This is a genomic window from Streptomyces fradiae ATCC 10745 = DSM 40063 (genome assembly GCF_008704425.1).
Taxonomy (GTDB): Bacteria; Actinomycetota; Actinomycetes; order Streptomycetales; family Streptomycetaceae; genus Streptomyces; species Streptomyces fradiae.
Genome location: NZ_CP023696.1, coordinates 2,450,387 through 2,471,501 on the forward strand (window position 1 = coordinate 2,450,387; position 21,115 = coordinate 2,471,501).

Sequence of the window (21,115 nt, forward strand, 5' to 3'; positions counted from 1 at the left end):
CCACAGGCGGCGGGCCACGGGCGAGGAGCCACGGGCGGCGGGTCACGGGCGGCGGGCCACGGGCGGCTGGCCACGCGGAAGGTCCGCGCCGTCGACCGGAGGCACAGCACCGGGACGACGCGGACCTGATCGCATGCGGCGCGCACGGCCCGTGGGGCATGTGCGGCGGTGAGGAGAAGGTGACACCGGCCCGCCATGCTCGCCTCGCGGCAAGTGGTCGCTCGTGGCGACGAAGGTTGGGCCCGGGGGCTTGGATCGAGCCGGTGTCTCCTCCAGGCTAACAAACCCCTCGCGGTTCGGCTGCGTTCCCGCTCGACCTGGTCCTCGCCCGCTCCCGGTCCGACCCGGGCCGGCCCGACCCGGTCCAGTCCGACCCGGTCCAGTCCGGGCCGGTCCGGGCCGGCAGCGGTGCGCGCGGGGCCGGCAGCGGCCCCGGGCCGCCCGCCGCGCCTCAGTCGCGCAGGAGGTCGGGCACCCCGGCCTGGTCCGGGTCGTCCCGCCGCCCGGAGACGACCGTCAGCTGCTGGGTGGCGCGCGTCAGCGCCACGTACAGCACCCGCAGTCCGGCCGGGGACTCGTCGGCGATCTCCGCGGGCGACACGACCACCGTCGCGTCGTACTCCAGGCCCTTCGCCTCCAGGCTGCCCAGCGCCACCACGCGGTCGCCCAGGTCCGCGAGCCAGGCCGCCGCCTGCTCCCGGCGGTGCATGGCGACGACCACGCCCACGGTGCCGTCCACGCGCTCCAGCAGGCGGCGCGCCTCGTCCCGTACGGCCTCCGCCAGGTCCCGGTCCCCCACGGCCGCGAACCGGGGCTCCACGCCCGTGGAGCGCACCGCGCGCGGCGACCGCGCCCCCGGCATGGCGAGGGCCAGGACCCTGGCGGCCAGCTCGGCGATCTCGGCGGGGTTGCGGTAGTTCACCGTGAGGGTGAAGCGGCGGCGCGGACGGCTGCCGAGGGCCTCGTCGCGGGCCTCGCCGGCCTCGTCCGGGTCCGACCAGGACGACTGGGCCGGGTCGCCGACCACGGTCCAGGTGGCGTGCCGCCCGCGGCGGCCGACCATCCGCCACTGCATGGGCGTCAGGTCCTGCGCCTCGTCCACGATGACGTGCGCGTACTCGATGCGCTCGCGCTCCAGCCGCTCGGCCCGCTCGCGCTGCGTCTCCTCCCGTACGGGCATCAGCTCCTCCAGGCCGGTGAGCTGGTCCAGCGGGTCCAGCTCCCGCTTGCGGCGGGGCCGGGCGGGGGCGCCGAGGAGGGTCTGGAGCTCGTCGAGGAGGGCCACGTCGTGCACGGAGTACGCGTCGCGGCGCAGCGAGCGGGCGAGGCGGCGGACCTCGCCGGGGTTGAGGACGCGGCGCGCCCAGCGGCCCAGGCGCCTCTCGTCGGCCATCGCGGCCAGCACGCCCCGCGGGGTCAGCTCGGGCCACCAGGCGTCGAGGAACTCGGTGAACGAGTCCTCCGAGGTGACGTCCTCGTCGAAGGAGGAGCGCAGCTCGGCGGCGAGCTCGGGGTCGTTCTGCCGGGAGCCCGCGCCCGTCTTGGCGTACAGGGCGTCGAGGACCAGGCGGCGGGCGCGGGGGCGCAGCAGGTTGACGGGGGCGGTGCCGCCCAGGGCCGCGTGGCGGATGCGCCGCAGCTCCTCCGCCTCCAGCTCGACGCGGCGGCCGAAGGCGACGACCCGCAGCCGGTCGGGCGCCTCGCCGCGCTCCAGGGCGCCGCGCGCGGCCTTGCGGAGCACCTTGAGCATCCGCGAGGAGCCCTTGACGCGGGCGACGGCCGGCTCGTCGTACGCGGTGGCCTCCACGCCGTCGACGAGGCTGCCGACGGCGCGGATGGCGACCTGGCCCTCCTCGCCCAGCGACGGGAGGACGCCCTCGGTGTAGGCGACGAGCAGCGGGGTCGGCGAGACGATGAGGATGCCCCCGGCGTACCGGCGGCGGTCCTGGTACAGCAGGTACGCGGTGCGGTGCAGGGCGACGGCGGTCTTGCCCGTGCCGGGGCCGCCCTCGACGTACGTGACGGAGGCGGCGGGCGCGCGGATGACGAGGTCCTGCTCGGCCTGGATGGACGCCACGATGTCGCGCATCGTGTGGCCGCGGGCCCGGCCGAGCGCGGCCATGAGGGCGCCGTCGCCGATGACGGGCAGCTCGGCGCCGTCGAGGGTGGCGGTCAGCTCGGGGCGCATCAGGTCGTCCTCGACGCCGAGGACGCGGCGGCCCTTGGAGCGGATGACGCGGCGGCGCACGACCCGGCCGGGCTCGACGGGCGTGGCCCGGTAGAACGGCGCGGCGGCGGGGGCGCGCCAGTCGATGACGAGGGGGCTGTAGTCGGCGTCGAGGACGCCGAGGCGGCCGATGTGGAGCGTCTCGGCGATCTCGGCGGTGCCGTCGGGCCGCACGGCGTCGTCGGCGGGCTCGACGGAGGTGTACGCCCCGTCGGGGCCCTTCTTGCCGTCCTTGCCGCGCAGGAGGTCGATGCGGCCGAAGAGGAAGTCCTCGAACTCGGAGTTGAGCCGGTTCAGGTGGATCCCGGCGCGGAACACCTGGGCGTCCCGCTCGGCGAGCGCGCCGGGGGTGCCGACCTGGCCGCGCTGGGCGGCGTCGTGCATGAGGAACTCCGCCTCGTGGATCTTCTCCTCGAGACGGCGGTACACCTGGTCCAGGTGGTCCTGCTCGACCGCGACCTCACGGTCCCGGATCGTGTCGACCTCGCGGTCGACCACACGATCGGCTTCCTGCGCGGCCACCGGGGCCCCCTTCTGACGTGCACTGGGCAGCCGTCGAGGGTACGCCACGTTCCGGCCCCGTGTCAGTCCGGGCACCCCGTTCGACCTCCCCGGAAGCCGGCCGCGCCACCGCACCCGCCCCGCGCCGGGCGGGCGGGGCCGTCGAGGCCGTCGGGGCCGTCAGGGCGGAGCGCCCCGGCGCGGCCCGGGGCCTTGCCCGGAGGAGTCGCGGGCGGCCCCGGTACGGGCCCGGTGGCGGGCCACCCGGTCGCGGTTGCCGCAGGCCGCGCTGGAGCACCAGCGGCGGCGCCCGCCGTGGGAGGCGTCGAGGTACACGCGGTGGCAGCCCTCGCCCTGGCACCGGCGCAGCCGCGCCCGCGCGCCGGGGTCGGTGAGCAGGTCGACGGCGTCGCGCGCGAGGGCGGCGAGGAGGGCGCCGCAGCCGGGAGCGGCGTCCAGGACCCGTACGAGCCGCCCGTCGGGCCCCGGCACCGCGCGGTACGCGGGCGGCGCGACGGCGGCCAGCGCGTTGACCCGGGCGAGCCGGGCACGCAGGACGGAGGGGCGGCCGGGGCCGGGCGGACCCTCAAGGCCGGGCGGACCCCCAAGACCGGGCGGGGCCGTCCCGGCCAGCTCCGCCCGTACGAGGGCGTCCACGCACCCGCGCAGTTCGGCGAAACGTTCCACCCAGGTGGCGTCCACGGCGCCCAGCGGTGTGCCCTCCGGGACGAGGCCGCACTCCACCAGCCACCCCGCGAGCGCGCCGGGCCCGCCGCGCGGCGAGTCCAGCAGGGCCAGGCACCGCCGCCCGGCGTCGAACCGCCGCCCACCCGCCACGCCCGCTCACCCCCCCCCCGGGGCCGCCTGCCCTCCCCCAGCGTGCCCGCATATCCCGTTCCTGGGGACCCCATCGGAACGCCCACGTGATGACGCGCGGAGCGCCGCCGCAGGACCGAGGCACGCTCGCGCCACTTGCGAGCGGCGCGGACGCGGGATGAGGAGAGCTTCCGGCAGGCGCACGTGCCGGGGAGAAGGACACCGCCTGACGTGCTGCGCCACCCAGTCGACTCGACGGCCGTACGGCGCCTGCCGCGTGACCCCGCCCTGGCCGCGGCGTGGGCGCACGGAACCGACGAGGGGAGTCCCGGCTCCGGGCACAACGTGCACGCCGTCCCCGTGCGGGAAGGACGGCCCCGCCTATCCCTCCCCGTCCGCGGGCGGCGCGGACGTCGGGTCGAGGGACAGCCGGTAGCCGCGCTTGACCACCGTCTGGATCAGGTTCGGGGCGCCCAGGGCCGTGCGGAGGCGGGCCATCGCGGTCTCCACGGCGTGCTCGTCGCGGCCCGCTCCGGGCAGGGCGCGCAGCAGGTCGGCACGGGAGACGACCCAGCCGGGGCGGCGGGCCAGCGCGTGCAGCAGCGCCATCCCGGCGGGCGGCACGGGCCGCAGCCCGCCGTCGACCAGCACCGCGTGGCCCCGGATCTCGACGCGCCGCCCGGCCACCGGCAGCGTCCGGGCCCGCGCGGGCAGCTCCCGGCACAGGAGCTGGACCAGCGGGCCGAGCCGGAAGCGGTCCGGCTGGAGGGTGTCCACGCCCCGGCTCTGCAGCGGCACGGCGGTGACCGGCCCGACGCACGCCGGCAGCACGTCGTGGCGCAGCGCCTCCAGCACGTCGGCGCGCAGCCCCCGGTGCTCGGCGCGGGCCAGCATCGACGCGGCGGCCGGCGCGCTGGTGAAGGTGACCGCGTCCAGGGTGCGGGCGGCGACCGCGTCCAGCAGCCGGTCCAGCGGGGCCGGGTCCTCGGGCGGCATCCACCGGTAAACCGGGACGACCACGACCTCCGCGCCCGCGTCCCGCAGCGCCTCCACGAAGCCGGGCAGCGGCTCCCCGTGCAGCTGGAGGGCGACCCGCAGCCCGGCCACGCCCTGCTCCAGGAGCCGGTCGAGGACCTCGGCCATCGACTCGGAGGCGGGCGACCACTCCTCGGTCAGCCCGGCCGCCCGTACGGCGCCCTTCACCTTGGGGCCGCGCGCGAGGATCCGCGACCGCCGCAGGCAGGCGAGCAGTTCCTCCCCGTGCCCCCAGCCGTCCGCCGCCTCCAGCCAGCCGCGGAAGCCGATCGCCGTCGTGGCGACGACGACGTCCGGGGCGTCGGCGACGAGGGCCGCTGTCGCCCGGAGGAGTTCCGCGTCGTCGGCGAGGGGCACGATCCGCAGGGCCGGGGCGTGCAGCACGGCCGCGCCCCGGCGCTGCAGCAGCGCACCCAGTTCGTCCGCGCGGCGGGCCGCGGTGACACCGACCGTGAAGCCCGCGAGGGGGCCGTTCTCCTGCTGCTCGTGCATGGCGTCCGAGCCTGGCAAAGGCGCGTGACGGGCCGGGTTCGCGGACGTTTCCCCGCCGTTACGGACCATGCGCGATCAGACCTCCGAGTAGTCGAGCCGCCGCCGGGCCGGGGCTTCGGAAGCGGTCGCCGCGCCGGTCGGGGCCGGCCCGCGAAGGTATACCGCCCACGTCACGGCGATGCACACAGCGTAGAAGGCGAGGAAGGCGGTGAAGGCGTAGGCGCCGGACCCGGTGGCCTGGAAGGACTGGCGGAAGGCGAGGTTGATGCCGAGCCCGCCGACCGCGCCGACGGCGCCGATCAGCCCCATGGCGGCGCCGGAGAGGCGGCGGCCGTACGCGTCGGCGGCCTCGCCGGTGAGCCCGGCGGCGTACGCCTGCGACCGGAAGATGGCCGGGATCATCTTGTACGTCGAGCCGTTGCCGAGGCCGCTGAGGACGAACAGGGCGGTGAACCCGACGAGGAAGACCGCCAGGGACTCGACCGCCGACGCGTACACGACGACGCCCGTGGCGGCGGCCATCGCGGCGAACGTGCCGAGCGTGATGCGGGCGCCGCCGTAGCGGTCGGCGAGCCAGCCGCCGACGGGCCGGATCAGCGAGCCGAGGAGCGGGCCGACGAAGGTGAGGGACGCCGCCTGGAGCGGGGTCCGGCCGAACTGGGTCTGGAGGACCAGGCCGAAGGCGAAGCTGTACCCGATGAACGAGCCGAAGGAGCCGATGTAGAGGAGCGCCATGATCCAGGTGTGCCGGGCGCGCACGGCCTCCCGGGCGGCTCCCGTGTCGTTCCGCACGGGCGCCAGGTTGTCCATGAACAGGGCGGCGCACACGGCGGCGGCGACGATGAGCGGGATGTAGACGCCGAGGACGATCCTCGGGTGGGCGGCGCCGGCGGTGCCGATGACCGCCAGCCCGGCCAACTGCACCACGGGCACGCCGATGTTGCCGCCGCCCGCGTTCAGGCCGAGCGCCCAGCCCTTGCGGTGGAGCGGGAAGAAGGCGTTGATGTTGGTCATGGAGGAGGCGAAGTTGCCGCCCCCGACGCCGGTGAGCGCCGCGACGAGCACGAACGTCGTGTACGAGGTGCCCGGCTCCATCACCGCGTACGCGGCGCCCGTCGGCAGCAGGAGCAGCAGGGCGCTGAAGACGGTCCAGTTGCGGCCGCCGAACCGGGCCACCGCGAAGGTGTACGGCACCCGGACGACGGCGCCGACGAGCGTGGCGACGGCGATCAGGAAGAACTTCCCCGCCGGGTCGACGCCGTACTCGGGGCCCATGAACAGGACCATCACGGACCACAGGGTCCACACGGAGAAGCCGATGTGCTCGGAGATCACCGAGAAGAGGAGGTTCCGGTTGGCGATCCGCCGCCCCGTCGTCCTCCAGAACGCCTCGTCCTCCGGGTCCCAGTGCTGGATCCATCGTCCGCCGCTCATCGCGCGCCACCTCCGCCGTGTCGATCCCTGGTGCTGAACCCGTCGGGGCCGACGCTAGGGAGGCCGCGTTTCATGCCGGTCATCCGAGGTGACCGGCCGGAAACCTTGCTCTCACGCGGGGGCGGCGGTCGCTGTGAGCGACGGGGGCGGGGCGGTGGCGGACGGGTGGCCGAGCGGGTCGGCAGGGCTCACGCGGGGCGCATCAGGGCGGCGTCGGGCTCGGGGAGCCACGCCCCGTCCGGCACGGCGAGCCAGTCCTCCTCGGCGGCGAGGCGGGCGGCGGCGGTCCGCAGCGCGTCCAGGGCCGGGTGCTCCAGCCCCTTGCGCCACACGAGCGCGATCGGCGACAGGGGCACCGGGTCCACGAGCGGGCGCAGGACGGCGTCCGGCATGGGCGGGAAGCCGACCGCCGCCAGCACGGGCGTACGGGTCTTGGCCATGACCCGGCGGAACTCCTCGACGCCCACCGCGAGCGGGGCGGGCGGGGCCACACGGATGCCGTGTTCGGCGAAGAGCAGCGCCGCCAGGTCGGTCCACTCGCGGGTGCGGGGGTTGCCCGCGCCCGCGTACACGGCCTGCCCGGCGAGCGAGGCCAGGTCCACCTCGGCGCGGGGGGCCAGCGGGTGGTCCGCGGGCAGGATGACGGCCATCGGCTCGTACCGCACGGGCTGCCAGGCGAGCCGGGCCCGGACCGCCGGGTCGAGGCCGGCGACCCGGCCGAACGACGCGTCGAGGCGCCCGGCGAGGATCTCGACGGCGGCGCCGGTCAGGCCGCTCTCGAAGCGGGCCATCAGTTCGCAGTCGGGCGCGAGCCGGCGGGCCAGCTCCAGGACCCGGTCGGCGCTCAGGCCGGGCGAGTTGAGGTCCACGAGCAGGGGGCGGGGCCCGCTGCCGGAGAAGGCGCCGGCCAGGTCGTCGTAGGCGGCGAGCACGGCCCGCGCGTACGGGCGGAGCCGCTCGCCGTCGGCGGTCAGGGCGACCTGCCGGGTGGTGCGGACGAACAGCTCGGTGCCGAGCTGCCGCTCCAGTCGCCGGACGTCCCGGCTGAGGGCCTGCTGGGCGACGTACAGGCGGGCGGCGGCGCGCGTGAAGTGCAGTTCGTCCGCGACGGCGTCGAAGGCCCGCAGCAGCCGGGGGTCGATGTCGGGAAGCACTCGTGGAACTTACAACAGCGGTGCGTGAATGCGCTCCGAACAGGTGTTGGACCGGGTCCGGGGCGGACCGGGAGGCTGTGTGGCATGCCCCCGCAGACCACCGCACCGGCCACGGAGCCGGCCGAGACACCGACCACCACACCGGCCACGGAGCCGACCGAGACACCGGCCACGGCGCGGGCCACGGGCGGCACGGCTCCCACCACCGCGCGCCACCCGGACGCCTCCGCACCCACCACCGCGCCCTACCCGGATGCCTCCGCACCCGCGTCCGCGCCCGCCGCCACGCCCGGTCCCGGAGCCCCCGCCTCCGCGCCCGCCGCGCGCCGGCTCCCCCGCAACCCCTACCTCCGGCTGTTCACCGTGCCGGGCACGCGGGCGTTCACCGCGGGGAACCTCGTCGCGCGCGTCCCCATGGGCATGTTCACCGTCAGCGCGGTCATCATGATCGCCGGGTCGCGCGGCTCGTACGCCCTCGCCGGGGCCGTCACCGCGACCGGGCTCGCCGCGACGGCGGTCGTGGCGCCCTTCACGGCGCGGCTGATCGACCGGTACGGGCAGGCGCGGGTGGCCGTACCGGCCACGGTGCTCGCCGTCCTCGGCTCGCTCGCCCTGCTGCTGTGCGTGCGATACGGCGCGCCGGACTGGACGCTGTTCGCCGCGTACGCCGCGACCGCGACGACCCCGAACATCGGCGGCATGTCCCGCGCCCGCTGGGCCCACCTGTACCGCTCCGACCCGCGCGCGGCGCACACGGCGAACGCCTTCGAGCAGGCCGTGGACGAACTGTGCTTCATGACCGGCCCGGTGCTGGCGGCGTTCCTGTGCGCGGCGCTGTTCCCGGAGGCGGGCACGCTGATCGGCGCGGTCATGCTGCTCGCCGGGATGCTGCTGTTCACCGCGCAGCGCGCGACGGAGCCGCCGGTCGCCCCGCGCACGGCCGGACTGCGGGCGCGCTCGCCGCTGCGTACGGCGGGCATGCCCGCGCTGCTGTCGGTGTTCCTGGCGACGGGCGCGATCTTCGGGTCGATGGAGATCGTGACGCTGGCGTACGTGGAGGGGCCGTGGGCGGGCCCGGTGATGGCGCTGCAGGCGTTCGGCTCGTTCCTGGCGGGGCTGGTGTACGGCTCGGCGCGCCCGGCGGCGGACGCCCGGCGGCGGCTGCTGGTGTGCCTCGCGGGGATGACGGTCCTGATGTCGATGCCGCTGCTCGCGGCGTCCGCCGCGGGCTCGCTGCCCGCCCTGGCGGGGGCGCTGCTGCTGGCGGGGATGGCGACGGCGCCGACGATGGTGACGGGCATGTCCCTGGTGCAGCGGCTCACCCCGGCCGGGCAGCTCAACGAGGGCATGACGCTGGCCGTGACGGCGCTGCTGGGCGGCATCTCGGCGGGCGCGGCGGGCGGCGGCTGGCTCGTGGAGCGGGCGGGGGCGGCCACCGCGTACGTCCTGCCGGTGGCGGCGGGCGCGGCGGCGCTGTGCCTGGCGGCGGCCGGTGTCCGGGCGCGCAGGGCGGTGGCGTAGGCCCCGCACGCGGCGGAAGGGGCGGGGAGGCGCGGCCGGCCCGACCCGCCTCCCCGGCCCGGGGCGCCTCTCCGGCCCGACCCGCCTCCCCGGCCCGGCCCGCCTCCCCGGCCCGCGGCGACCCGGCGGCACGGGGGGGCGGGGGCAACGGATACGCTGCGGCGCCCGCCCACCGCTCGGGCGGAGCCGTACCGTCCCTCCCCTCCCCGTGGAGTCCCCGTGGCCATCAAGAAGGCGACCATCCAGCAGCAGGTCGCCGCAGCCCTCGCCCAGGCCAATCCGGCCGACCGCCCGCTCGTCACGATCCAGGCCGTCGCGGGCCCGAGCGTCTGGCTGATGAGCATGCTGGGCCTGATCGGCCAGCTCTTCCTGACGTACTACTTCGTCACCGTGACCGAGCAGGCGGTCGTCATCCACAAGGCGGACCGCCTCACCAACCGCCCCGACGAGATCGTGTACGCGCTGCCCCCGGCGCAGGTGGCGGGCGCGATCGGCGACATACGCCGCAACACGCTGTGGAGCTCGTTCCGCTTCCGGCTCCCGGGCCGGGCCCAGCCCACGCGGATGAACGTCCACCGCCAGTGGCGCGACGAGATGGACCACCTCCTCACGCTCCTCACCGGCACGAACCCGGCCCCCGGCGCCGCCGGAGCCGCCGTGCCCGGCCCCCGCGCCTGAGGCACATCGCCTGCCGCCGCGAACCGTCATACGTCGCGAACCGCTGCGGGCCGCGAACCGTCACGCGTCGCGAAACGCCCCCGCCCGGCCGCTCCGGGCACGGCGAAGGCCCGGCCGCCTTGGGGGCTGCCGGGCCTTCGTCTACATGGGAAAGTGGAGATGGCGGGAATCGAACCCGCGTCCAACGGTGCGGAACCAGGGCTTCTCCGTGCGCAGTCCGCTTCGCTTTTCTCAGCCCCGGAGATCACGCGAACAAGTCTCCGACGGGCTCAGTCACTGTTTGTTGTCCCTCTACACCCCGCGACCGGGCCTAGAGGTGGAGTTCCCTAGCTGATGCCAGGATCCGGGTCGGGAACAGCCCCGGGCTGACACTTCGCGAGTCGCTACTTAGGCAGCGAGGGCGAAGGAATCGCGCTTGGTGTTGGCGATTATTGGTTTCGGCCTGTGGTTTACGAGATCATGGCCGCTTCCTCGACACGCTTCCCCTGCTTCGACATCCGCTGTCGAAACCGATCATCCCCATGTTGATCTTTCAAGCCCCCGGAGGGGCGCCGCCCCTGCCGTGAGGGGCAAGAGCCATCGTACGGGACCAACGCCGGACCGCGCCAACATATTTCCCCGGACGTGTGACGCGCGCCACGCGGACCCGCGGCGGTCAGGCGCGCTGGCGGCGGCGGACCGCCGAGATGACGCGCTCGGCCTCGCGGCGGTCCTGCTTCTCGCGCAGGGTCTGCCGCTTGTCGTACTCCTTCTTGCCCCTCGCCAGGGCGATCTCGACCTTGGCCCGGCCGTCCTTGAAGTACAGCGCGAGCGGCACGATCGTGTGCCCCGTCTCCTGCGACTTCGACTCCAGCTTGTCGATCTCCGCCCGGTGCAGGAGCAGCTTCCGCTTGCGCCGGGCGCTGTGGTTGGTCCACGTGCCCTGGCTGTACTCCGGCACGTGGACGTTGTGCAGCCAGGCCTCGTTCCCGTCGATCTGCACGAAGCCGTCCGCCAGCGAGGCCCGCCCCTGGCGCAGCGACTTCACCTCGGTGCCGGTCAGCACGAGACCGCACTCGTAGGTGTCCAGGATGTGGTAGTCGTGCCGCGCCTTCTTGTTCTGCGCGATCAGCTTGCGCCCTTTTTCCTTAGCCATAGTGCGCCCATTTTCGCACTACGCCCCCGCCCCGAGGCCACTCAATACCGTGCGGGCCCGCTCCTCGGCGCGGGCGGGCGCCGGAACGTCCGGGGCGATGCCGCGCCCGTCGACCGTCGCCCCCGCCGGAGTGCGGTAGTGGCCGACCGTGAGTTCGGCGACCGAGCCGTCCGGGAGGCTGCTCGGCATCTGCACCGAGCCCTTGCCGAAGGTGCGCGCCCCGACGGTGACGGCCCTGCCCCGGTCCTTCAGGGCCCCGGTCAGCAGCTCGGCCGCGCTCATCGTGCCGCCGTCGATCAGGGCGACGACGGGCCTGCCGGTGTCGCCGCCCGGCTCGGCGTACAGGGCCGTCTCCCGGCCGTGCACGTCGTACGTGGCGACGAGCCCGCCGTCGAGGAACGCGGAGGCCGCGTCGACCGCCTCGGTGACCAGCCCGCCGCCGTTGCCGCGCAGGTCCAGCAGGACCCCGGCCCCGGCGGGCGCCCGCGCCACGGCCTCGCGCACCCGCGCGCCGCTGCCGCGCGTGAACGCGCTCACCCGGATCAGCACCACGTCGCCCACCCGCCGCACGGTGACCGCCTCGGCGGCGAGCCGGGCGCGCCGCAGGGTCACCGTCCACACGCGCGTACCGCGCTGCACGTCCAGGGCCACCCGGGTGCCGGCCTGCGCGCGCGCGGCGCCCCCGTCCGGGCCGTCGCCGCGCAGCAGGGCGACCACCTCGGCGGCGGTGCGCCCCCGCACCGGGCGGCCGTCGATCGTGCGGAGCCGGTCGCCCGGCCGCAGGCCCGCCCGCTGGGCCGGGCCGCCGTCCTGCACGCGGGCCACCTCCACCCGGCCGTCGGCGGTGCGGCGCGCCCACAGCCCGACGCCCGTGTAGGAGCCGTCCAGGGCCCGCTGGTAGTCCTCGTACTCACTCCTGTCGTACACGGCGCCCCACCGGTCCCCGCTGCGGCTGACGACCTCCTCGGCGGCCTTCGCCGCCGACTTGCCGTCCGCGGCGGCCTCGGCGGCGGCCCGTACGACCTCGTCGCGGACGGCGCCGTCCCCGGGCTGGGGGGCGGGGCGCGGCGCGGGGTGCGCGGAGGGGCCGCCGCGCACGGCCCGCGCCGCGTCGGCCTCGTCGCCGGGCGGCAGCGCGCCGGTGGCGGCGGCCGTCACGAGGACGGCCGCGAACAGCACGGTCAGTGCGGCTCCGCGCCCGAGGTGGCGCGGCCGGAGCGAGTACGCGGGACCCGGCAGCGACATGCCGCCCACTCTAGGACAAGCCGAAGGCGCCGTACGGGCGTTGGCCGCACGGCGCCTCCGGGGTGCTTGTCACACCTTCAGGTACTTGCGCAACGCGACCGCGGCCGCCAGCGACGGCATCAGCAGGCCGAGGACGAGGACCAGCGGCAGGACGGAGAAGACCGCGTCCCAGCCGATGAACTGGACCAGCGGCATCTGCTCGGCCAGCGACAGGCCCGCGTCGATCAGGAAGTACCGCCCCACCAGCAGCAGTACGCAGGCGACCAGGCCGCCCAGCAGCCCGGCGAAGGCGGCCTCCATGATGAACGGCATCTGGATGTAGAAGCTGGAGGCGCCGACCAGCCGCATGATCCCGGTCTCGCGGCGGCGGCTGAACGCCGACACCCGCACCGTGTTGACGATCAGCATCAGCGCGATCAGCAGCATCAGGCCCATGACGACGAGGGCGGCGACGTTCATGCCGCGCATCATGTTGAACAGGGTCTCCAGGATGCCGCGCTGGTCCTGCACCGAGTGGACGCCGGAGCGGCCCGAGAAGGCCGTGGCCACCACCTCGTACTTCTCCGGGTTCTTCAGCTTGACCCGGAAGGACTCCTGCATCTGGTCCGGGGTGATGACGCTGGCGATCGGCGTCTCGCTGTACTGCTCCCGGTAGTGCTTGTACGCCTCCTCCGCCGACTCGTGGTGGACGGTCTCCACGATGTCGAGCTTCTTGAGGTCCGCCTCGATCTGCTCCTTCTGCTGGGCGGTCACGGCGCCCTTGGAGCAGGTCTCCGCGCCCTCCGCGTCGTTCTTGTTGCAGAGGTAGATGGTGACGTTGACCTTGTCGTACCAGAAGTCCTTCATCGCGTCGACCTGCTGGCCCATGAGCACGGCGCCGCCGAACAGGGCCAGCGACAGGGCCACGGAGACGATGACGGCGAAGGTCATCGTGAGATTGCGACGGAGGCCGACACCGATCTCCGAGAGTACGAACTGGGCGCGCATCGCGTGCGTAGAGCCTTTCCTTGCCGTGCCTGAAGCCTGCTGCTGCTACTGCCCGCCGCGGGTCAGTGCTGGTAGCCGTAGACGCCGCGGGCCTGGTCGCGGACGAGCCGGCCGTTCTCCAGCTCGATGACGCGCTTGCGCATCTGGTCGACGATGTTCTGGTCGTGGGTCGCCATGACGACGGTGGTGCCCGTGCGGTTGATCTTGTCGAGGAGCTTCATGATGCCCACCGAGGTCTGCGGGTCGAGGTTGCCCGTCGGCTCGTCCGCGATCAGCAGCATCGGCCGGTTGACGAACGCGCGCGCGATGGCCACGCGCTGCTGCTCACCGCCCGACAGCTCGCCGGGCATCCGGTCCTCCTTGCCCGCGAGGCCGACCAGGCCCAGCACCTGCGGCACGGACTTGCGGATCTCGCCGCGGGACTTGCCGATGACCTCCTGCGCGAAGGCGACGTTCTGCGCGACCGTCTTGTTCGGCAGCAGCCGGAAGTCCTGGAACACCGTGCCCAGTTGGCGGCGCATGTGCGGCACCTTCCAGTTGGACAGGCGGGCGAGGTCCTTGCCGAGGACGTGCACCGTCCCCGTGGAGGCGCGCTCCTCGCGCAGGAGGAGCCGCAGGAAGGTGGACTTTCCGGAGCCGGAGGACCCCACCAGGAAGACGAACTCGCCCTTCTCGATCTCCAGGGAGACGTCCCTGAGGGCGGGCTGGTTCTGCTTCGGGTAGGACTTGGAGACGTTGTCGAATCGGATCACGGATGCACCCACGGTCGGCCGGGAGGAGTAGGTGAGCGTGACCATACGCGAACCGGGACGCCCCGCGCAGGCACCGTTCGGGCTTGCCCGGTTTGCCCCACATCGCCGGTCGGGGTGTACCGCCTGACCGGCGGGGATCCGGCGGGGCGCGCCTAAACTCGTGGGACCTGGCACAGTGGGGATGGGGAACGGACGCGTTTCCCTGAGCGTTGTGCGGAGAGAACCGGGTGGACGGTCCGCGGTCCGGCGGCTCCGCCGCGCGGGAGGAGGAGAGCGCATGACCTACGACCGACTGGTGTGCGCCAACTGCGCCGCGCCCGTGACCGAGGGCCGCTGCCCCGTCTGCCGGGCGAACCGCGCGCGGATGCAGCAGCAGAGCCCCTGGGGCAATCTGGGCCCGTCGGCGCTGCTGGCGCTGTTCCTGCTCCTGGTGGCGACGGCGGCGGCGCTGGTCGTGGCCCACCAGCCGGCCTAGCCGCTCCCGCCACCCGGCCCGGTCCCCCGGCCTGGCGGACCGGTGCCCCGCCGGGCCCCGGGCGGCCGGCCCCCGCGGCGCCTGTCCTCGTGCGCCCGACCGCCGGACGGCGGGGCGCCCGCGCGGACGGGTCCCACGGCTCGGGGCCGCCACGTGCCGTACGGAAGGAGAGGGCCCGGTCACCGCGCGTGCGGTGGCCGGGCCCTTCCGTGTGCCCGGTCACCCGGGCACGGGGGTCGCTCAGGCGGCGGCGCGCCCGCCGCCGACCACGCGCGGCAGCATGCGGAAGCCGATGCCGCCGGCGATCATCGTCGCGGCGCCGATGAGGAGGAACGAGGTCTCGGCGGCGCCGGTCTCCGCCAGCTCCTCCTTGGCCTCACCCTGCTGCACCGGCTGGGAGCCGGCGTTGTTCGGGCCGGGGTTGTTGTTGGTGGTGTCGGCGCACTCGGCGCCCTCGGCGGTCACCTCGCACGCGCCGGCGCCGCCGCCGGCCGTGCCGGAGCCGCCGGTGGACGCGGTGCCGCCACCACCGGTGCTGGAGCCGCCGTTGCCGGAGCCGCCGTTGCCGGAGCCGCCGTCGGTGCCGGTGGAGCCGGTGCTGCCGGTGGAGCCCGTGGAGCCGTTGCCGCCGGTGGAGGAACCGCCGTTGGAGGAGCCGCCGTTGGAGCTGCCACCGTTGGAGGAGCCGCCGTTGGAGCTGCCGCCGTTGGTGGAGCCGCCGTTGGAGGAACCGCCGTTGGAGCTGCCACCGTCGGACGAACCGCCGTTGGAAGAGCCACCGTCGGACGAACCGCCGTTGGAAGAGCCACCGTCGGACGAACCACCGTTGGAGGCGCCACCGTCGGAGGAACCGCCGTCGGAGGAGCCACCGTCGGAGGAGCCACCGTCGGACGAACCACCGTCGGACGAACCACCGTCGGAGCTGCCACCGTCGGAGGAACCACCGTCGGACGAACCGCCGTCGCTGGAGCCACCGTCCGTGGTGGAGCCGCCGTCGGAGGAACCGCCGTCGGACGAGCCGCCGCCGATGGACACGCCGCCGCTCACGGTCGTACCGCCGTCGGAGGTGGAGCCGCCGTCGGACGAACCGCCTTCGGAGGAGCCACCGCCGGAGGAAGTGCCGCCGCCGGTGCTGTCGTCACAGGTGGGGTCGAGCGGGGAGCAGGCCTCGCCGCCGAAGCCGAGCTCGATGCCCGCCGCCTGAGCGGCCCCTGCCGCGGTCAGGGAGGCACCCGCGGCGATCACCGCACCAGCGGCTATCCGCGCGACCCTGACCCGCATCTTCTTGGTCATATAGCTGCTACCCCCAGTAGCTGTTCTCGTCAGTGGAGCAGCGCACCAGGGCCAGGACAGGGGGGTGCGACATCACCGGACCAGCCCCCGTACACACGCGCCCCGGTTTCCGCGCATGCCGCGCTCCAGCCTTTCGGCTTTTGGAGGGGGCGTCAAGGACGTTGTGCCGCCTAGGGAAGGGAAGGTGACGCTTTGCCCGCTATACGGCATGCAACTGTGACGTAAACACGAAAGCCGCAGGCAGCAGGGCTGATCACCTTGTCGACAAAGCCATCCGGGCGGACGGCTGCGGCTCCGGTCAGACCTCGCCCGGCCCCTGGGCGGACCCCCGGGCGCGGGGCCGGCGCCCGCGCGGGCGGGCCCTCGGCGGCACGGCATCAGAGCGCCGGCGCCGCACCCCCTTCGCGGGGTGCGGCGCCGGCGGTGCGTCGTGGGCGAGCGGCGGGCGGGGGCGCGCTTCGCCGCTCGCGTCCGAGCCTCCTACTTCTCCTGCTCCTGCTGCTTGCGCCAGCGGATGCCCGCCTCCAGGAAGGCGTCGATCTCGCCGTCGAGGACCGCCTGCGGGTTGCCGACCTCGTGCTCCGTGCGCAGGTCCTTCACCATCTGGTACGGGTGCAGGACGTAGGAGCGCATCTGGTTGCCCCACGAGCTGCCGCCGTCGCCCTTGAGGGCGTCCATCTTGGCGCGCTCCTCCTGGCGCTGGCGCTCCAGCAGCCGGGCCTGGAGGACGCGCATCGCGGACGCCTTGTTCTGGATCTGCGACTTCTCGTTCTGGCAGGAGACGACCACGCCCGTGGGGATGTGGGTGATGCGGACGGCGGAGTCCGTGGTGTTGACGGACTGGCCGCCGGGGCCGGAGGACCGGTACACGTCGATGCGGAGCTCGTTCTCCGGGATGTCGATGTGGTCGGTCTGCTCGACGACCGGCAGCACCTCGACGCCCGCGAAGGACGTCTGGCGGCGGCCCTGGTTGTCGAACGGGGAGATGCGGACCAGGCGGTGCGTGCCCTGCTCGACGGAGAGCGTGCCGTACGCGTACGGCGCGTGGACGACGAACGTGGTCGACTTGATGCCGGCCTCTTCCGCGTACGACGTCTCGTAGATCTCGGTCTTGTAGTCGTGCCGCTCCGCCCAGCGCAGGTACATGCGCTGCAGGCGCTCCGCGAAGTCGGAGGCGTCGACGCCGCCGGCCTCGGCGCGGATCGTGACCAGGGCCTCGCGCTCGTCGTACTCGCCCGACAGGAGCGTGCGGACCTCCATCTCGTCCAGGGCCTTGCGGACGTCGGCCAGCTCCGCCTCGGCCTCGGCGAGGGTGTCCTGGTCGTCCTCGGCCTCGGCGAGCTCGAACAGCACCGCCAGGTCGTCGATCCGGCCGCGCAGGGACTCCGCCTTGCGCACCTCGGCCTGGAGGTGCGAAAGCCTGCTGGTGATCTTCTGCGCCGCCTCGGGGTCGTCCCACAGGGACGGCGCGGCCGCCTGCTCCTCGAGCACGGCGATGTCTGCCCTCATCTTGTCGAGGTCGAGGACCGCCTCGATGGACCCCATGGTCGAGGTGAGGGACTTCAGCTCTTCGGATACGTCGACGACTGCCACGGGTCCAGCGTAACGGCTGGCCGCGACAGTCCCCTCCCCCGAGGGCTCCGGACCGCCGCCGGGGCCCCCTCGCGCGCCCGCCGGGGTCGTGCGGGGCGGCCCGCGCGGGCGGCCCCGCACGGGCGGGCCTCGGGGGCGTCCCCCGGCGGCTGTCCGGTGGTGCGCACCCTCGGTCGGCGTCCCCCGGCGCCTGCCGGGCCGCGCCTCCCGCGCGGTGCGGCGTCAGGGCTCCGGGGCGGTCTCGGGGGCCGAGCGGCGGGGGTCCTGGCGCGGGGCCTCGACCTCGTCGCCGCCCGCGGCGAACCAGCCGCCGACGCCCACCGCAGCGACCAGGGCGACACCCGCCACGGACAGCGCGAGACGGCGCCTGCGGGCGGCGGAGGGCTTGTTGCGGGCCGATCCGGGACGGCGCTGGCCCGGCGCGCGCGGGGCGCGGGCCGTGCCCAGGGGGCCGCCGGACAGCTCGTCGGGCCCCGGTACCCGCATGGAGGTGTGGGTGTCGCGGCTGGAGTCCGCGTACGAGCCGGGCACCAGCGGGACGGCGGCGCGGCGCGGGCCGTCGGGCAGCGTTCGGTACGGGTCCTCCTCGCGCGGCTCCGGCGACGGCTCGGCGCCGGGCTCGTCCACCTCCAGGGGCGGCATGTGCGCGACGAGCGGCGCCAGCTCGTGCAGCCGGGCGGCCATCTCGGAGGCCCGCAGCCGGGACGCGGGCGCCTTGGCCAGGCACTGGACGATCAGCTGCCACAGCTCGTCGGGGATGCCGGGCAGCGGCACGACGGTCTCGGTGACGTGGCGGCGCAGCACCGCGCCCGGGTGCCCGCCGCCGAACGGCGTGAAGCCGGCCAGCAGCTCGTACAGGACCGTCGCGAGGGCGTAGATGTCGACGGCGGCGCGCGGCGGCAGGCCCTCGACGATCTCGGGGGCCAGGTAGTCGGGGGTGCCGATGATGCGGTTGGTGCGGGTGCGGCGCGGGGTGTCGATCAGCTTGGCCACGCCGAAGTCGGTCAGGAGGGCGGGGTGGGCTCCGCCCGGACCGAGGGGCCCCTCCATGTCGAGGAGGATGTTCTCGGGCTTCACGTCCCGGTGGACGACCCCGGCGGCGTGCGCGGCGGCGAGGCCCTCGGCGACGTCGGCGGCGATGGCGACGGCCGCGGCGGGCGCGAGGCGGCGCTCGCGGTCCAGACGGCTGCGCAGGTCGGTGCCGCGCACGAGGTCCATGACCAGGGCCAGGTCGTTGCCGTCGACGACCAGGTCGCGCACGACCACCACGCGCGGGTGCTCGAGCCCGAGCAGGGCGGTGCGCTCCCGGACGAAGCGGCCGACGAGTTCCTGGTCCGAGGCGAGGTCCTCGCGCAGCAGCTTGATGGCGACGGGGCCCTCCGGGCCCTCCCCGAGCCACACCGTGCCGGCGCTGCCCCGCCCCAGGATCTGGTGAGCCGTGTACCGGCTGCCGATTTTCCGTGCCAAGACTGCTCCCTCAGCGGCTGGCGTTCCCGACCAAGTTACGCGGGTGCGGGGACCGCCACTCACACGGGAGCGGAAATCACCCGCGTGAAGTCGACAAGTCGATGGGGTGGGCGGTGGAGGGCCGCGGCGCCCGCCGCGGGTGGCGGGTGGCCTGCGCCGTGGAAGCGGGCGGACGGCCTGCGCCGTGGGCGCGGGCGGGTGGCCCGCGACGGGGGCGCGTGGGCGAGCGCGGGTGGACGGCCGTGCGCCGGGGCGCACGGGCGCCGGACGGGCGCCCGTGGCCGCGTGCGCGTGCTGGGCGGGGGCTGGAGGGTGCGTCGACCCTGCCCCAGCTCCGTCGTGGCCGCGTGACGCGCGCGGGGCGGGGGTGGGCGACGGCTGTGGGGCCGGGCCCGCGAGCGGGGTGGCGGTCGTACGGGCGGGGTGCCGGCCGTCCCGGCGGACAGCGGCGGGGCGGCTCGCCGGGTGCGGCGGCCCGTGCGGGGCCGGCTGCGCGGGCCGCGCCAGAGGGCGCCGGGGCCTTCGGGCCCCGGCGCCGGTCACTGCTGGACGTCCGGGGTGGCGGGGGTCTCCGTGCTGCCCGTCAGCTCGGAGATCCAGTCGCTCACCGCCGTGAACGCGTCGCCGATGGCCTGCCAGTAGCCCTTGCCATGGGCGATCCAGTCCTGGAGCGGGGTGAGCTCCCAGATCAGCCAGCCGGCCACGACGAACAGCACGATCGTGAACAGGCAGCCCTTCAGGCAGCCCAGGCCGGGGATGCGCATCGGGTTGGCACTGCGCTGCCGCGGCGCCCGGGGCGCCGGCGGCTGGGGCTGCTGCGGCTGCTGTGGCGGCTGCGGGGCGTACTGCTGCCGGGGCGGCTGGGGCTGCGGCTGGGGCGCCGGGGCGTACTGCTGCGGGGGCTGCGGCGCGTACTGCGGCGGCTGCTGGGCGTACGGCTGGGGCGGCTGCTGCTGCGGGCGGTACTGCGCCGGCGGCGGCGCGGGGTGCTGGGGCGCGGCCGGCTGGGGCGCGGAGTGCTGCGGCGGCTGCGGGCGGCGCTGGGGGCGGCGGCGCAGCGGGTCCTCGGCGGGGTCGAGGTACTGCATCTGCGTCTGCTCGTTGCGGTCCCGCGCGGCGCGCAGCTGGGTCTGCCACGGGTGCGGCTCCTCCGGCCGCGGTACGGGGGGCATGACCGCGGTCGGGTCGGCGGCCCCCGGACCGCCCGCGTCGGCGCCGGGGCCGCCCGGGCCGGGGCCGGTCTGCGGCAGGACGCTGGTCGCCGCCGCGGGGTCGTACTGGGAGGCGGCGCCCTGACCGGTGCTCGGCAGGACCTGCGTGGCGTCGAAGGCGCCCGGCGCGTCGGGCTCCGCCGTGCCGGGGACGGGCGCCGGGGACGGGTCGGGGGCCAGCAGCGCGCCGACCCCGTCGGCCGCCTCGATCTCGGCGACCGACGCGTGCACGCCGATGCCCGCCGCTACCGTGCGCAGCGCGCGGGCCAGGCTCTCCGCGCCGGGGCGGCGGTCCGGGTCCTTGCTGAGGCACCGCTCGATGACCGTCCACAGCGGGGCGGGCACCGTGGAGGGGCGGCGGGGCTCCTCGCTGAGGTGCCGGTGCAGGACCTCCAGCGCCGTGCCGCCCGCGAACGGCGGACGGCCGGTGACCAGCTCGTACAGCAGGATGCCCGCGCCGTAGACGTCCACGGCGGAGGTCTGCGGGCGGCCCTCGGCGGACTCGGGCGCGACGTAGGCGGGCGTGCCGACGAACTCGTGGGTGCGGGTCAGTCCGGGCGAGTCCGCGAGGCGGGCGATGCCGAAGTCGGTGAGCATCGGGTGCATCTGCCCGCCCCGCTCGGCGAGGAGCACGTTCGCCGGCTTGAGGTCGCGGTGCACGATGCCGTCGGCGTGGCTGGCGGCGAGCGCGTCGGCGATCTGCGCGGTGAGGAGCGCGGCCGCGACCGGGGTCAGCGGGCCGTTCTCGCGGAGGTACCGGTGCAGGTCCGGGCCGTCGACGAGGTCCATGACGAGGGCGAGCAGGTCGCCCTCGACCACCAGGTCGCGGGTGCGGACGATGTTGGGGTGGGTGAGGCGGAGCAGGACGGACCGCTCGCGCAGGAAGCGCATCACGACGTCCGCGTCGCTCGCCAGCTCCTCCTTGAGGACCTTGATCGCGACGGTCTCGCCGGGCTGGCCGGGTACGGCCGCCTCGGCGCCCGCCGTCTCCCGCTGGCGGGCACGCCAGACGGTGCCCGTGGCGCCGCGTCCGAGCGGCTGCTCGAGCAGGTACTTGCTGCCGACTGGCCGCACGGTCATGTGCTCCCTGCGATCGTGG

Annotated in this window: 16 protein-coding genes and 1 other RNA gene; 3 read left to right on the top strand and 14 right to left on the bottom strand. The window is 75.3% G+C overall.

The window, feature by feature from the left end; genetic code table 11:
• Nucleotides 1-451 precede the first annotated feature (451 nt).
• The 5 genes from CP974_RS10910 to CP974_RS10930 form a co-directional block, all read right to left on the bottom strand.
• A complete protein-coding gene (locus tag CP974_RS10910) occupies nucleotides 452-2,749 on the bottom strand; it encodes a HelD family protein (RefSeq protein WP_031131399.1) in 2,298 nt (765 codons plus the stop codon).
• Between the two features lie 159 nt (nucleotides 2,750-2,908).
• A complete protein-coding gene (locus tag CP974_RS10915) occupies nucleotides 2,909-3,565 on the bottom strand; it encodes a CGNR zinc finger domain-containing protein (protein WP_031131397.1) in 657 nt (218 codons plus the stop codon).
• A 360-nt stretch (nucleotides 3,566-3,925) separates the two neighbouring features.
• Nucleotides 3,926-5,071, bottom strand: coding sequence for a uroporphyrinogen-III synthase (locus tag CP974_RS10920; protein ID WP_031131395.1), 1,146 nt, complete (start codon nucleotides 5,069-5,071; stop codon nucleotides 3,926-3,928).
• Between the two features lie 75 nt (nucleotides 5,072-5,146).
• Entirely contained in the window at nucleotides 5,147-6,505 is a 1,359-nt protein-coding gene (locus CP974_RS10925; protein ID WP_031131393.1) for a nitrate/nitrite transporter, read from the bottom strand.
• Between the two features lie 188 nt (nucleotides 6,506-6,693).
• Nucleotides 6,694-7,659 (bottom strand): LysR family transcriptional regulator, encoded by a 966-nt coding sequence (locus tag CP974_RS10930; RefSeq protein ID WP_031131391.1) that lies wholly within the window; start codon nucleotides 7,657-7,659, stop codon nucleotides 6,694-6,696.
• 84 nt (nucleotides 7,660-7,743) lie between these two features.
• On the opposite strand from CP974_RS10930, the gene CP974_RS10935 reads away from it, so the two are divergent.
• Nucleotides 7,744-9,180 (top strand): MFS transporter, encoded by a 1,437-nt coding sequence (locus CP974_RS10935; protein WP_223844589.1) that lies wholly within the window; start codon nucleotides 7,744-7,746, stop codon nucleotides 9,178-9,180.
• A gap of 219 nt (nucleotides 9,181-9,399) precedes the next feature.
• Nucleotides 9,400-9,858 (top strand): hypothetical protein, encoded by a 459-nt coding sequence (locus tag CP974_RS10940; RefSeq protein WP_031133232.1) that lies wholly within the window; start codon nucleotides 9,400-9,402, stop codon nucleotides 9,856-9,858.
• 151 nt (nucleotides 9,859-10,009) lie between these two features.
• On the opposite strand, the gene ssrA is transcribed toward CP974_RS10940, so the two are convergent.
• The 5 genes from ssrA to ftsE all read right to left on the bottom strand — a co-directional run bounded on the left by ssrA (nucleotide 10,010) and on the right by ftsE (nucleotide 13,977).
• Nucleotides 10,010-10,379, bottom strand: a transfer-messenger RNA (tmRNA) gene (gene ssrA / locus CP974_RS10945).
• 134 nt (nucleotides 10,380-10,513) lie between these two features.
• Complete coding sequence (smpB, locus tag CP974_RS10950) at nucleotides 10,514-10,993, bottom strand: SsrA-binding protein SmpB (RefSeq protein ID WP_031133233.1); 480 nt, start codon at nucleotides 10,991-10,993, stop codon at nucleotides 10,514-10,516.
• Between the two features lie 18 nt (nucleotides 10,994-11,011).
• The gene (locus CP974_RS10955) at nucleotides 11,012-12,238 is read right to left on the bottom strand and encodes a S41 family peptidase (RefSeq protein WP_031133235.1); all 1,227 of its coding nucleotides are present in this window, start codon (nucleotides 12,236-12,238) and stop codon (nucleotides 11,012-11,014) included.
• 69 nt (nucleotides 12,239-12,307) lie between these two features.
• Entirely contained in the window at nucleotides 12,308-13,225 is a 918-nt protein-coding gene (ftsX, locus tag CP974_RS10960) for a permease-like cell division protein FtsX (protein ID WP_031133237.1), read from the bottom strand.
• Nucleotides 13,226-13,287: 62 nt separating this feature from the next.
• Nucleotides 13,288-13,977 (bottom strand): cell division ATP-binding protein FtsE, encoded by a 690-nt coding sequence (ftsE, locus tag CP974_RS10965; RefSeq protein ID WP_031133239.1) that lies wholly within the window; start codon nucleotides 13,975-13,977, stop codon nucleotides 13,288-13,290.
• A gap of 277 nt (nucleotides 13,978-14,254) precedes the next feature.
• Here ftsE and CP974_RS10970 point away from each other — a divergent pair, with 277 nt between their 5' ends.
• Entirely contained in the window at nucleotides 14,255-14,452 is a 198-nt protein-coding gene (locus CP974_RS10970) for a hypothetical protein (protein WP_031133241.1), read from the top strand.
• A gap of 240 nt (nucleotides 14,453-14,692) precedes the next feature.
• Here CP974_RS10970 and CP974_RS29595 read toward each other — a convergent pair whose 3' ends face one another.
• From CP974_RS29595 to CP974_RS10990, 4 genes are all read right to left on the bottom strand, one after another.
• Nucleotides 14,693-15,745 (bottom strand): LPXTG cell wall anchor domain-containing protein, encoded by a 1,053-nt coding sequence (locus CP974_RS29595; RefSeq protein WP_031133243.1) that lies wholly within the window; start codon nucleotides 15,743-15,745, stop codon nucleotides 14,693-14,695.
• Between the two features lie 480 nt (nucleotides 15,746-16,225).
• The gene (gene prfB / locus CP974_RS10980) at nucleotides 16,226-17,338 is read right to left on the bottom strand and encodes a peptide chain release factor 2 (RefSeq protein WP_031133245.1); all 1,113 of its coding nucleotides are present in this window, start codon (nucleotides 17,336-17,338) and stop codon (nucleotides 16,226-16,228) included.
• 222 nt (nucleotides 17,339-17,560) lie between these two features.
• Entirely contained in the window at nucleotides 17,561-18,805 is a 1,245-nt protein-coding gene (locus CP974_RS10985) for a serine/threonine-protein kinase (RefSeq protein ID WP_031133247.1), read from the bottom strand.
• 539 nt (nucleotides 18,806-19,344) lie between these two features.
• Complete coding sequence (locus tag CP974_RS10990; RefSeq protein WP_037938323.1) at nucleotides 19,345-21,090, bottom strand: serine/threonine-protein kinase; 1,746 nt, start codon at nucleotides 21,088-21,090, stop codon at nucleotides 19,345-19,347.
• Between the last annotated feature and the right edge of the window lie 25 nt (nucleotides 21,091-21,115).